The sequence below is a fragment of the Variovorax paradoxus genome, from assembly GCF_000834655.1.
Taxonomy (GTDB): domain Bacteria; phylum Pseudomonadota; class Gammaproteobacteria; order Burkholderiales; family Burkholderiaceae_C; genus Variovorax; species Variovorax paradoxus_F.
Genome location: NZ_JXQQ01000097.1, coordinates 45315 through 58043, shown reverse-complemented (window position 1 = coordinate 58043; position 12729 = coordinate 45315). Strand labels below are relative to the sequence as shown.

Genomic DNA, 12729 nt, shown 5'->3' with positions numbered 1-12729 from the left:
CGCATAAGCATTTCAAGACGCGCGCCGCGAGCGCCATAACGATATGCGGATTGGTTCGTTCCCAAATCCGTGCGGCAGTGCCACATTCGCGCCTTCATTTTTTGATTTCGCGCAACAACATGCACAGCACTTTCCGCCGCCGCACCCTGGCCCTTGCCGCACTGGCCACCGCTCTTTTCGCCGGCGGCACCGCCTTCGCGCAGGACAACAAGAACACCCTGAAAGTCGGCGTCTCGGTCGGCAACGGCGAGCAGATCTTCGAGGTGGTCAAGAAGGTCGCCGCCAAGGACGGCCTGAACATCCAGGTCGTGGTGTTCAACGACTACCAGCTGCCCAACGCAGCGCTCGCCTCGGGCGACCTGGACGCCAACGCCTTCCAGCACCAGCCCTTCCTCGATAACCAGAACAAGGCGCGCGGCTTCGACATCGTGCCCGTGGGCCTCACGATCACCGCGCCGCTGGGCTTCTACTCGCGCAAGATCAAGTCGATCGACCAGTTGCCCGATGGCGCCTCGGTCGGCATCCAAAACGACCCGTCGAACGGCAACCGCGCCCTCCTGCTGCTGCAGACGGCCGGCCTCATCACGCTCAAGCCCGAGGCGGTGAAGAACAACAACGCCACCCCGCTGGACGTGGTGACCAACCCCAAGAAGCTCAAGCTCGTGGCGCTCGATGCGGCCCAGCTGCCGCGCTCGCTGGACGACCTGGCCATCGCCTCCATCAACAACGACTACGCCGAGAAGGCGGGCCTGTCGCTCAACAAGGACGCCGTGATCAAGGAAGCCCCGAAGAGCCCCTACGCCAACCTGATCGCCGTGCGCCGCGCCGACAAGGACAAGCCGTGGGCCAAGCGCCTCGTGGCCGCCTACCAGTCGCCGGAGGTGAAGAGCTTCATCGAGACGCAGTTCAAGGGTTCGCTCGTGCCGGCGTTCTGATCCGGCGCAGGCAGTCAGACCCGGGTTGATCTTCCCCCTTGCCCCCTGTGCGCACGCGACGCGCCCAGGGGGCTTTTTCTTGTCCGGCTCCCTCCGCTCCCGGGGGAGGGTTGGGGTGGGGGCACGCGGCCTCTGGACACGCACCGCTTTTTCAAGGCCGTCGTGCCCCCATCCCAGCCTTCCCCCGGGAGGGGAAGGAGCAATACGGGGGCTCTCCAGGGCGGGCTTCTCGGGCGTGAGAAAATACCCGGTTCCCCCGAACACCAACCCAACACAGTCAGGACACCCCATGGACGCAGAACAGATCAACCAAATCGGCGCAATGCTCGCGGACCTGAGCGCCCGCACGGTCGATTTACGGAGGTATCTTTGACTACGATGCCAAAGCTGAACGACTGAGGACAGTCAACGCGTCGCTCGAAGACCCCAACGTCTGGAACGACCCCAAGAAGGCCCAGGAACTGGGCAAGGAAAAGAAGTCGCTCGACGACGTGGTCGTCACGCTCGACCGGCTCACCAATGGCCTTTCGGACAACTCCGAGCTCTTCGAGATGTCCAAGGAAGAAGGCGACATGGACGGCTTGCAGTCCATCTCTGATGACGCCACCGCGCTCGAAGCAGACATCAAGCAGCTCGAATTCCGCCGGATGTTCAACAACCCGGCCGACCCGCTCAACGCCTTCGTCGACATCCAGGCCGGCGCCGGCGGCACCGAGGCTTGCGACTGGGCCAGCATGCTGCTGCGCCAGTACCTGAAGTACGCCGAGCGCAAGGGCTTCAAGACGCAGATCGAAGACGAAACGCCCGGCGACACCGCCGGAATCAAGGGCGCGACCATCAAGGTCGAGGGCGACTACGCCTTCGGCCTGTTGCGCACCGAGACCGGCGTGCACCGCCTGGTGCGCAAGTCCCCGTTCGACTCCTCGGGCGGCCGCCACACCAGCTTCGCCAGCATCTTCGTGTACCCGGAAATCGATGACTCGATCGAGATCGACATCAACCCTTCGGACGTGCGCACCGACACCTTCCGTGCCTCGGGCGCGGGCGGCCAGCACATCAACAAGACCGACTCGGCCGTGCGCCTGACGCACATTCCGACCGGCATCGTCGTGCAGTGCCAGGACGGCCGCAGCCAGCACAGCAACCGCGACGTGGCGTGGAAGCGCCTGCGCTCGCGCCTGTACGACCACGAGATGCGCAAGCGCCAGGAAGAGCAGCAAAAGCTGGAAGACAGCAAGACCGACGTGGGCTGGGGCCACCAGATCCGCAGCTACGTGCTGGACAACAGCCGCATCAAGGACCTGCGCACCAACGTCGAAGTCTCGGCCACGCAGAAGGTGCTCGATGGCGACCTCGATGTGTTCATCGAAGCTTCGCTGAAGCAAGGCGTGTAAACCGATGACGCTCACGCACGGCAAGGTCGAAGCCTTCATCTTCGACATGGACGGCACCATGATCGACTCCATGCCCTGGCATGCGCGCTCGTGGGTGGAGTTCGTGGCGCGCCACGGCCTGAAGCTCGATGTGAGCGACATCCTCGCGCGCACCACGGGCCGCACCGGCCTCGAGTGCATGCACGAGCTGTTCGATCGCAAGCTCTCCGACGACGAAGCCCAGGTGCTGGTGCACGAGAAGGAAGAGATCTACCGCGCCATGTTCAGCGACAACTTCACCGAAGTCGCTGGCTTCACCGCCTTCGCCAAGGCCGCCGTTGCGCGCGGCCTCAAGGTGGCGGTGGGCACGGCGGGCGACAAGGGCAACATCGAGTTCGCCATGTCGCGCCTGAAGATGGACCCGCTGCCGCTCGCAATAGTCGGTGGCGACGAAGGCTTCAGTGGCAAGCCCACTCCCGCGATCTTCCTGGAAGCCGCGCGCCGCATCGGCGTGGCGCCCGAGCGCTGCATCGTTTTCGAAGACGCCCCCTTCGGCATCGAGGCCGCCCGCCGCGGCGGCATGCGTGCCGTGGCCGTGTGCAGCACCCATACCGCCGCCGAGCTTGCCGGCCCCCATGTCATTGCCGCGGTTCGTGACTACAACGAACTCGCCCATTCGAATTTTCTGGAGACCCTCGATGATGCTGCGTGATGCTCAAGGCCAACCCATTGCCATTCGCCGCGAAGACTATGCGGCTCCCGGCTACTGGATCGACACCGTCGACCTGACCTTCGACCTGGACCCCGCCAAGACCCGCGTGCTCAATCGCATGCGCCTTCGCCGCAACCCCGATGCGCCCATCCAGCCGCTGCGCCTGCACGGCGACGAGCTCAACCTGGCGCGCGTGCTGGTCAACGGCCAGGGCGCCTCGTTCCGCATGGAAGGCGACCAGCTCGTCATCGATGGCCTGCCCTACGCCGAAGAAGGCGACTTCGAGCTCGAGATCTTCACCACCTGCTGCCCCATCAAGAACACCAAGCTGATGGGCCTGTTCGTGAGCGAAGACACCTTCTTCACGCAGTGCGAGGCCGAGGGCTTTCGCCGCATCACGTACTTTCTGGACCGCCCCGATGTGATGTCGACCTACACCGTCACGCTGCGCGCCGCCAAGGCCGCGTACCCGGTGCTGCTGTCGAACGGCAACCTCGTCGAGCAGGGCGACCTGCCCGAGGGCCGTCACTTCGCCAAGTGGGTCGACCCGTTCCGCAAGCCCAGCTACCTCTTCGCGCTCGTGGCCGGCAAACTGGTGGCGCGCGAGCAGCGCATCACCGCGCGCAACGGCAAGGAGCATTTGCTGCAGGTGTACGTGCGCGCCGGCGACCTCGACAAGACCGAGCACGCGATGAACTCGCTCATCAACTCCGTGCTGTGGGACGAGGCCCGCTTCGGCCTGCCGCTGGACCTGGACCGCTTCATGATCGTTGCGACCAGCGACTTCAACATGGGCGCCATGGAGAACAAGGGCCTGAACATCTTCAACACGAAGTACGTTCTGGCCAACCAGGCCACCGCCACCGATGCGGACTACAGCAACATCGAAAGCGTCGTCGGCCACGAGTACTTTCATAACTGGAGCGGCGACCGCGTGACCTGCCGCGACTGGTTCCAGCTCTCGCTGAAGGAAGGCCTCACCGTCTTCCGCGACCAGGAGTTCAGCCAGGATTTGTGCGCCGACGCTTCGGCCCGCGCCGTGAAGCGCATCGAAGACGTGCGCGTGCTGCGCACCGCCCAGTTCCCCGAAGACGCCGGCCCCATGGCCCACCCGGTGCGGCCCGACAGCTACATCGAGATCAGCAACTTCTACACCGTCACCATCTACGAAAAGGGTGCCGAGGTCGTTCGCATGATGCAGACGCTGGTCGGCCGCAAGGGCTTCGAGAAGGGCATCACGCTCTACTTCGAACGCCACGACGGCCAGGCCGTGACCTGCGACGATTTCGCGCAGGCCATTGCCGATGCCAACCCCGATTCGGAACTGGCGCGCCTCCTGCCCCAGTTCAAGCGCTGGTACAGCCAGGCCGGCACGCCCCGCCTTGCGGCGCACGGCGTGTACGACGCGCAGAACCGCAGCTACACGCTGAGCGTGGTGCAGAGCTGCCCGCCCACGCCGGGCCAGCCGACGAAGGAGCCCTTCGTCATTCCGCTGAATATCGGCCTGCTCGATGCCAACGGGCGCGAGCTGCCGATTCAGCTCGAAGGCGAAGCGGATGTAACGCGCGGCACACGAACCATCGTGCTCTCGCGCGCTGGCGAACAGCTCACCTTCGTGGGCCTCGATGCCGAGCCCGTGCCGTCGATCTTGCGTGGCTTCAGCGCGCCGGTGATCCTCGACTTCGAGTACACCGACGCCCAGCTGCTCACCCTGCTGGCCAACGACCCCGACCCGTTCAACCGCTGGGAAGCCGGCCAGCGCCTGGGCTTGCGCGCCGCGCTGCAGGGCATTGCGGCGCTCGCGACCGACACCAGCCCCGTGCTGAACGACGCCTACATCGACGCCATGCGCAGCGTGCTGCGCAACCCGCAGCTCGACGCCGCCTTCAAGGAACTGGTGCTCACCCTGCCGTCGGAAACCTACATCGCCGAGCAGCTCGACGTGGTCGATCCGCAGCGCGTGCACCTGGTGCGCGAAGCCATGCGCGCCCAGCTCGCCACCGCCCTCTTCGCCGACTGGGAACAGGTGTACGAAGAGAACCACGACACCGGCGCCTACACGCCCGACCCGACCTCCTCGGGCCGCCGCGCGCTGGCCGGCATGGCGCTCAACTTCCTGTGCCTGGCGGCACGCGCATCCGGCGACACCGTGTGGCCGGGCAAGACGCTGCAGCGCTTCAAGGACGCGGGCAACATGACCGACCGCTTCAACGCGCTCAACGCACTCGTGTCGTCGGGCCACACGCTCGCGGCGCAGGCGCTCGCGCGGTTCCACGCCATCTTCAAGGACGAGGCGCTGGTCATCGACAAGTGGTTCTCGCTGCAGGCCGGTGCCAGCGACCGCGGCGGCGACATCCTGCCGCTGGTCAAGCAGCTGATGAAGCACCCGGACTTCTCGCTCAAGAACCCGAACCGCGCGCGCAGCGTGATCTTCAGTTACTGCAGCGCGAACCCCGGCGCCTTCCACCGCCCCGACGCGGCCGGCTACGTGTTCTGGAGCGACCGCGTGATCGAGCTGGACGCCATCAACCCGCAGGTGGCCGCACGCCTGGCGCGCGCGCTCGACCGCTGGAGCAAGCTGGCCGAGCCGTACCGCAGCGCCGCGCGCGAAGCGATTGCGCGTGTGGCAGCCAAGCCGGACCTCAGCAAGGACACGCATGAGGTGGTGACGCGTGCACTCGCCGGCAACTGAGCGGCCCCGGCCGAAACGGCGGCCGGCGCTCGCGCTGACGACGGCGACGGTGCTGCTGCTCTGCGCGGCCCTCGCCGGCTGTGCGGGCTCCGGAGGTAGCTCGCGCCAGCCGTGGATCAAGAAGTCGCAACTCGCCACCCTGCCCGGCTCGACCGTGCAGGTGGTCGTGCCCAGCATCGGCGTCGAGGTGGAAAGCGACCCCGACGCCGGCGCCAAGCGCATGCGCGTCATCGGCGCCGGAATGTCGGCGATTCCCGGCGTTGGCATCCTCGGCGCCATCGCGCTCGGCGGCGCGACCGGCGCGGCCAACAAGAGCTACCAGGACTCGCAGCAGCAAGAGATCCAGTCGCGCTCGGCCCTTTACCTTGCAGTGATGGGCAACTACGAACTGGCGCCCCTGCTCAGTCCGCGCCTCGAAAAGGCATTGCGCACCAGCCCCAACTTCCAGGGCACCACCTACCGCGAGCCTGCCTCCAGCATGTTCCGGGGCAGCCCGCTGAACCCCGACAGCGCGCAGACCGTGGTCGAAGGCTGGGCCAACGTTTCCGACGATGAGGACGAAGCCGTGGTGCGCGCCAACGTGCGCATCGGCTCCCCCGACAAGCGAACGCTGTGGCACGAATATTCGTACCGTTCGACCGTGAGCCTTGCCGACCTCGTCGGCCCTTCGCTCAAGCAGGAGCTGCGCGGCAAGGACGCCAACACCCAGCGCAGCACCCGCCGCGCGCTCTGGCTCGCAGACCAAGGCAAGCTGCTGAACGAGGGGCTGGCCAAGGCCACGGCCGACGTTGCGATACGCATCGCCTACGACCTCGGCGCCCCCTGGCCCGAAGACAACGCCGACTGACGCCGGCAGACCACCACAACCATTACCCCATCGAATCGAACCGAATCGATCCCTCTCCAGGAAGCACATGGCTCAACAACAGAAGATTTCCCTCACCCGCTACCTCGTCGAACAACAGCGCGCCGACGGCCTCATTCCGGGCCAGCTGCGCTTGCTGCTCGAAGTGGTGGCCCGTGCGTGCAAGAGCATCAGCCAGGCCGTCAACAAGGGCGCGCTGGGCGGTGTGCTCGGCACGGCCGAGAGCGAGAACGTGCAGGGCGAGATCCAGAAGAAGCTGGACATCATCGCCAACGAAGTGCTCATCGAGGCCAACGAATGGGGCGGCCACCTCGCGGCCATGGCCAGCGAGGAAATGGACAGCATTTATGTGGTGCCCAACCGCTACCCGCAGGGCGAATACCTGTTGATGTTCGACCCGCTGGACGGCAGCAGCAACATCGACGTGAACGTGAGCATCGGCACCATCTTCAGCGTGCTGAAGAAGCCCGACGACACCCCCGGCGTGCAGGAGGCCGACTTTCTGCAGCCCGGCACGCAACAGGTGGCCGCGGGCTACTGCATCTACGGCCCGCAGACCACGTTGGTGCTCACCGTGGGCAACGGCGTGGCCATGTTCACGCTCGACCGCGAGCAAGGCAGCTTCGTGCTGACGCAGGAAGACATCCAGATTCCGGCGGACACCAAGGAATTCGCGATCAACATGAGCAACATGCGCCACTGGGACGTGCCGATGAAGCGCTACATCGACGAGTGCCTGGCCGGCAAGGAAGGCCCGCGCGGCAAGGACTTCAACATGCGCTGGATTGCCAGCATGGTGGCCGACGTGCACCGCATCCTGATGCGCGGCGGCGTGTTCATGTACCCGTGGGACAAGCGCGAGCCCGAGAAGGCCGGCAAGCTGCGGCTGATGTACGAGGCGAACCCGATGAGCTGGCTGGTCGAGCAGGCCGGCGGCGCGGCCACCAACGGCAAGCAGCGCATCCTGGACCTGAAGCCCACCAAGCTGCACGAGCGGGTGAGCGTGATGTTGGGTTCGCGTAACGAAGTTGAGCGTTTGACCCAGTACCACGCCGAAAAGGCCTGATGAGGTGGCTATAATCTGAGGCTTCGCCGGTGTAGCTCAGTCGGTAGAGCAGCTCATTCGTAATGAGAAGGTCGGGTGTTCGATTCATCTCTCCGGCACCAAATGAAAGCCCCTGTATCGCAAGATGCAGGGGCTTTTTCATTTCTCAATTAAAAAGATTGTTGGCCTTAACCAAGGAGAGCGCGTGGCAACTAGCTTCGCCTAGGTCGGGGCAGCTAAATATTTTCGTTCATACACCTTATTTTTCGAGGCTGTTCTTGAAAGTTCGCATCAATCTAATTGTGCCATCCACCAAGCCATCGATCTCATCGAACGCTACCGCAGAATCGTCCCCATGAGCAATTGCGTTACGCCGCTTCAGTAGTATTTCATCAATGAAAGTAACGTCTCCGTTAAACTGCAAAAAATCTATCCCGCATATTTTGCAAATATTCACCAGCACTTCGTGTTTCAAGTTTGAACCAGTGTGAATTAAGTCAGGATGAATTTTTACAAACCTTTTTTCTTGAGAATCTAAAACCTCATTAATTAAATCGATTCGCTCGGCCAAAGCAGGCTTTTGATGCGAGAAGGCAGCCAATCGAACCAAGAACGAATTAACATAGGTTTGACGCTCCAGCTGCAAATATGGGAGTCGCCGATTCGTGACGTAGTCGAAGTAGCGTTGCGCCGACGACTTCACAAGCCCCTCCCAATGCGCGTAAGAAAGTGCCACCAAAGCCTTTAGCAGTACTTTTCTATTTATTGCTGGAGCATCTTTGATTGCTTGCTTAAGGTCAGAAAGTTCTTTAAGACGCCAAGTCAAGTCAGCATCCAACTGATCAGAAAGCTCTGCCTCGCTACGCGCTTTACTCACGGCTTAAACCATTTTGTTCCAAAAGGAATCGTTCGATCGATTCGAATAGTTCCTCTCAAGCCGGGAGTGAAGAATTTATCGATCTGTGTGCTTTTCCAGAACTGATTTATTCGCCCTTCCACGTATTCTTTTGGGCTTTTTAGCTTCATTATTGCCTCGTAGTTTCGGCCAATCCCCACAGCGATAGCTTCAAATGCTGCCAACCCAATACGCCCAGTATGTTGACCATTGGGTTGGCGCCGCCGCAAAGAATTGCTCCCATATGTTTCATGAAGCAGTTTAAATGTTCCTACAAAAACCTTCTTGGCCTTCTTTTGTTCCCCGACAGCAGCGAGTTCTTTCATACCTTCGTCAATGAATTCCTCGACATCTAATTTTCCATCGTAATTCACAAAGGTATGGGTCAAAAAACGAGAAGCGTACTCAAGGTTTCGTTGTCTTTCTCGCTGCTCTTCGCTCACACCTGCGATTTCGAGAAATGAGGCAGTTTCTGCTAGTCCTCGTACAAACTTAAAATAATCACCGTTGATCATGATGATCACGCAGTTTCTTATTTCCTGCGGATTTGCTGGAGTGCCAGCAGAATTCAAACGCTGAAATAGATCGTACTTTGTATTGTCGTCACTTGGCCGTTTCAAAATCTCCACACCTAGTCGTGATCGACGTATAGCCAATTGTTGACTCATAGCTAAAGGCTGCTGATCCTTAACATCGACACCCACAACTTGGTCGCTAAGCTCCCATACAGAATTTCTAAGTGATGGCAGATATTTGGTCGACTCCATTACCGATGGGGGCTGGAGTTTTTTATCATTTTTCAGCAGACCCATGAACTCGAGGAGAGTGGAAACTCTTTGCAGCCCATCTATTAGTTCCCATTTTGAGTTTTGCGTCTCAAAAACAAATATTGGGGGAAGCGGGATACCAAGCAAAACAGATTCGATCAATTTAGACTTTTGACTCTGTTCCCATCGAAAAAGCCTCTGAAAATCAGGATTTATAATGAGCTCTCCATCCTTATACATATTGACGATTTCGCCAATCGACATTTGATAAGCGTCCGTTCTTACAAGCCGCTTTGATTGTTCAATTTCTGTTTCGAGTTGCATTTTGGTTCTCAAGCGTTAATGCATGAGTTATATCAGGAAACATTCCTTATGGGCCCTTGTAGACAGCAAACTAGCAGCTTGGACAGGCTGTTTGATACCGAGGGACTTGAGACTACTACGCAGGAGTTCTCTGCATTTCTTGGAATAGTCGAATAGAGTCCTCTGCAAGGTCCGCAGCAATCCACATGATGTTGCCTCGGTGCTCCGCCCCAATCGCCTCGAGCAGATCCTGCTCCTCCCCATAGCAGCAGTGCAGCAGAGACCGCAGCTGAGTCAACTTGTTCTCAAGAATGTCGACGGCATCCTGCTGGGCGATTGCGTCGTGGGAAGTGGGCGAGTTTTGCCCGGCGATAATTCGATCAGCCATTTGATGTGCTTTCCTGCAAAGTTACTGCACGTTGATTGGTCAGACAGCCATGGTGTTAGCGCACCTTGGCCGTCGCCTTTTCTGCCTCACATCGACATCGCTGCGGTGTGCATTTCGATGTCCCGCCGTGAGGCGCGGCGGTCGACAAATATACGAAGAGAAGCGTTTCAACGGAGCGCTTGTGCGGCGAGCAAATCGCGCATCGCGCCAACTTTGCCCACATCGGCAAACCAAAACAAAATGCCCTCTGTCTCGGCGTTGGTCGCGGCAACAAATCGGCAATGAATCGACGACATGCAAGACCCCGTCATCACCATCACCACCCCCGCCACGCATCCGCAATTGGGCACAGCCCTGAAGCGCTGGCGCCTGCTGCATCGCGTGAAGCAATCGCACGCGGCCGAGCTCTTCAACGTCAATCAATCGACCATCTCGCGCTGGGAGTCCGGCACGCAGGCGATGGAGCCCGCCGAGCGCGCACGCGCCGAGGCGCTGTTGTCAGCGCGGCTCGATGCGGCCGCCGACCATGCGCTGGCCAGGCTCGTCAACGAGAGCCCGCGGCCGGCGCATCTGGTGTGCGACATCACGCATCGCCTGCTGGCCTCGTCCGCGCGCAGGGCGGCCGAGTTCGGCGCGCCGCTCTCGCTGCTGCTGGGCCGCTCGCTCTGGCGCTATGCCACGCCGGAGATCGCAGGCAAGGAGGCGATGCTCGACGGCATCGGCTGGCGCGATGCGCTCGCGCCGCCCTCGCTGGAGTTCGCGACGGGCACCAACGATTCGCAGCTCGTGCCCATTGCGCAGAGCCGTTGCCGGTGGACGCGGCTCATGCTGTCCGATGGCACGTCGGCACGGTTGGTCGAAACGCTTTGATGATGATGGTGACGACGGTGAAGGCCTCGGCCACGACGGCAGGGCATGGAGGGGCTGGCCACCAGCGCGCGGACCATCACCCGGACCTTCATGGGGATGCGGCAAACTCACCTTCGGCCTGATCGACGCCGATCGCCCAGTTCGCGTTGTTCGCCCCGTTCGCCTCTCACCCATCTTCCGGAGCCCGCATGGTGTCTACCCCTTCTCCCGCCGCATCGCACCCCCACTACGACCGCCTGATCGCCGCCGCTCGCGCCCTCCCCCCGCTGCGCGTCGCGGTGGTGCACCCGGTCAACGCGGTGTCGCTCGATGCGGCGCTCGCGTCCGCCGCGCTCGGCCTCATCGCGCCGACGCTGATCGGCCCGCGCGCCAAGATCGAGGCCGCGGCGCGCGAGGCCGGCGCCGACATCGCGCACCTCGCCATCGTCGATGCGCCGCACAGCCACGCCGCGGCCGACGCCGCCGTGGCCATGGCCTTGCGCGGCGAGGTCGATGCGTTGATGAAGGGCAGCCTGCACACCGACGAGCTGATGGGCGCGGTGGTGCGGCGCGAGGGGGGCCTGCGCACCTCGCGGCGCATCAGCCACTGCTTCGTGATGGACGTGCCGGGCCACGCGCAGCCGCTGGTCATTTCCGACGCGGCGATCAACATCGCGCCCACGCTGGAAGAGAAGGTCGACATCGTGCAGAACGCCATCGACCTCGCGCACGCGCTGCACATGCCCGCGGTGCGGGTGGCGATTCTCTCGGCCACCGAAACGGTGAACGCCAAGGTGCCCTCCACGCTGGACGCCGCCGTGCTCTGCAAGATGGCCGACCGCGGCCAGATCACCGGTGCGCAGCTCGACGGCCCGCTGGCCATGGACAACGCCATCGACGCCGAGGCCGCGCGCATCAAGGGCATCGTCTCGCCGGTGGCCGGCCGCGCCAACGTGCTGATCGTGCCCGACCTGGACGCGGGCAACATGCTCGCCAAGAGCCTCACCTTCCTGGGCGGCGCCTATGCGGCGGGCATCGTTCTGGGCACGAAGGTGCCGGTGATCCTGACGAGCCGGGCGGATTCGGAGTCGGCACGGCTCGCGTCTTGCGCGGTGGCGTCGATGCTGGCGAAGGCGGGGCGGGACCGGACGATCAAGGCGGTGGGGTGATTCGTCTCTTGTTCGATCGATCGAACGGATGAATGGATGACTGACTGAATGAATGAAGGTGCCGCGCATATTTCATGCGTGGACATGTCCCAGCCCGCCTGCCTACGATCCCGCCGATGAACATCGAGCAACTCAAGGGCAAGCTCGCCTTCCTGCGCGAGGCGGAAAAACTCAAGGACGTGCTGCGCAGCGGCCACACCTCCACCGGCCGCGCCGAGAGCACGGCCGAGCACAGCTGGCGGCTGTGCCTCATGGCGATGGCGTTCGAAGACGAGCTGGCCGGGCTCGACCTCTTGAAGGTGCTGAAGCTGTGCGTGGTGCACGACCTGGGTGAGGCGATCCACGGCGACATTCCGGCCATCAGCCAGCACGCGCACCCCGACAAGAGCGAGCGCGAGCGCCGCGACCTGCTGACGCTGATGGCGCCGCTCGATGCCAGGCTGCGCGGCGAACTGCTCGCGCTGTGGGACGAGTACGAGGCCGCCGCCTCGCCCGAAGCCCAGGCGGTGAAGGCGCTCGACAAGCTGGAGACGATCCTGCAGCACAGCCAGGGCGCGAATCCTGCCGACTTCGACTACGCGTTCAACCTGGGGTACGGCCGCAAGCACACGGGCACGACGCCGCTTTTCAGCGCGTTGCGCGAGTTGCTCGATGACGACACGCGGCGCCGGATGGTGGTGCAGCCGTAGAGCGACGGGCGGCGCGGGGAAGCTTCGGGGCATCGCCAGACGGTGAG

The 12729-nt window shown here is 62.4% G+C and carries 12 protein-coding genes and 1 tRNA gene; 10 read left to right on the top strand and 3 right to left on the bottom strand.

The genetic code is table 11. The annotated features are described in order from the left end of the window. Positions 1-119: 119 nt before the first annotated feature. The 7 genes from RT97_RS28110 to RT97_RS28080 all read left to right on the top strand — a co-directional run bounded on the left by RT97_RS28110 (position 120) and on the right by RT97_RS28080 (position 7744). Positions 120-935, top strand: a complete 816-nt coding sequence (locus tag RT97_RS28110; RefSeq protein WP_042582197.1) for a MetQ/NlpA family ABC transporter substrate-binding protein — start codon at positions 120-122, stop codon at positions 933-935. 289 nt (positions 936-1224) lie between these two features. Next, positions 1225-2329, top strand: a protein-coding gene (prfB, locus tag RT97_RS28105; RefSeq protein WP_155403914.1) for a peptide chain release factor 2 whose coding sequence is annotated in 2 segments (ribosomal slippage) — positions 1225-1305 and positions 1307-2329 — 1104 coding nt in all. Because the reading frame shifts where the segments join, the coding sequence is not laid out codon by codon here. A gap of 4 nt (positions 2330-2333) precedes the next feature. After that, positions 2334-3020 carry an HAD family hydrolase gene (locus RT97_RS28100; RefSeq protein WP_042582146.1) on the top strand — a complete coding sequence of 229 codons (687 nt, stop codon included), beginning with the start codon at positions 2334-2336 and terminating at the stop codon, positions 3018-3020. Further along, positions 3007-5712, top strand: a complete 2706-nt coding sequence (gene pepN / locus RT97_RS28095; RefSeq protein WP_042582145.1) for an aminopeptidase N — start codon at positions 3007-3009, stop codon at positions 5710-5712. The genes RT97_RS28100 and pepN overlap by 14 nt, the downstream gene beginning before the upstream one ends. 49 nt (positions 5713-5761) lie before the next feature. Next, positions 5762-6559: a hypothetical protein gene (locus tag RT97_RS28090; RefSeq protein WP_042582144.1), complete on the top strand. Its 798-nt coding sequence runs from the start codon at positions 5762-5764 to the stop codon at positions 6557-6559. A 67-nt stretch (positions 6560-6626) separates the two neighbouring features. Next, entirely contained in the window at positions 6627-7643 is a 1017-nt protein-coding gene (locus RT97_RS28085; RefSeq protein ID WP_042582143.1) for a class 1 fructose-bisphosphatase, read from the top strand. A gap of 25 nt (positions 7644-7668) precedes the next feature. Beyond that, positions 7669-7744: transfer RNA gene (locus RT97_RS28080), tRNA-Thr, on the top strand. 137 nt (positions 7745-7881) lie between these two features. On the opposite strand, the gene RT97_RS33255 is transcribed toward RT97_RS28080, so the two are convergent. The 3 genes from RT97_RS33255 to RT97_RS28075 form a co-directional block, all read right to left on the bottom strand. Continuing rightward, positions 7882-8499 carry an MAE_28990/MAE_18760 family HEPN-like nuclease gene (locus RT97_RS33255; protein WP_155403913.1) on the bottom strand — a complete coding sequence of 206 codons (618 nt, stop codon included), beginning with the start codon at positions 8497-8499 and terminating at the stop codon, positions 7882-7884. After that, positions 8496-9608 carry a DUF262 domain-containing protein gene (locus RT97_RS32825; protein WP_080898464.1) on the bottom strand — a complete coding sequence of 371 codons (1113 nt, stop codon included), beginning with the start codon at positions 9606-9608 and terminating at the stop codon, positions 8496-8498. Before RT97_RS32825 ends, RT97_RS33255 begins: the two co-directional genes overlap by 4 nt. A 115-nt stretch (positions 9609-9723) precedes the next feature. Further along, positions 9724-9975, bottom strand: a complete 252-nt coding sequence (locus RT97_RS28075) for a hypothetical protein (RefSeq protein ID WP_042582142.1) — start codon at positions 9973-9975, stop codon at positions 9724-9726. Positions 9976-10269: 294 nt separating this feature from the next. On the opposite strand from RT97_RS28075, the gene RT97_RS28070 reads away from it, so the two are divergent. The 3 genes from RT97_RS28070 to RT97_RS28060 all read left to right on the top strand — a co-directional run bounded on the left by RT97_RS28070 (position 10270) and on the right by RT97_RS28060 (position 12682). Further along, positions 10270-10845 carry a helix-turn-helix domain-containing protein gene (locus RT97_RS28070; RefSeq protein WP_042582141.1) on the top strand — a complete coding sequence of 192 codons (576 nt, stop codon included), beginning with the start codon at positions 10270-10272 and terminating at the stop codon, positions 10843-10845. Positions 10846-11033: 188 nt separating this feature from the next. Then, positions 11034-11993, top strand: a complete 960-nt coding sequence (locus tag RT97_RS28065) for a phosphate acetyltransferase (protein ID WP_042582140.1) — start codon at positions 11034-11036, stop codon at positions 11991-11993. A gap of 116 nt (positions 11994-12109) precedes the next feature. Next, positions 12110-12682, top strand: a complete 573-nt coding sequence (locus RT97_RS28060; protein ID WP_042582139.1) for an HD domain-containing protein — start codon at positions 12110-12112, stop codon at positions 12680-12682. The last annotated feature ends 47 nt before the right edge of the window (positions 12683-12729 follow it).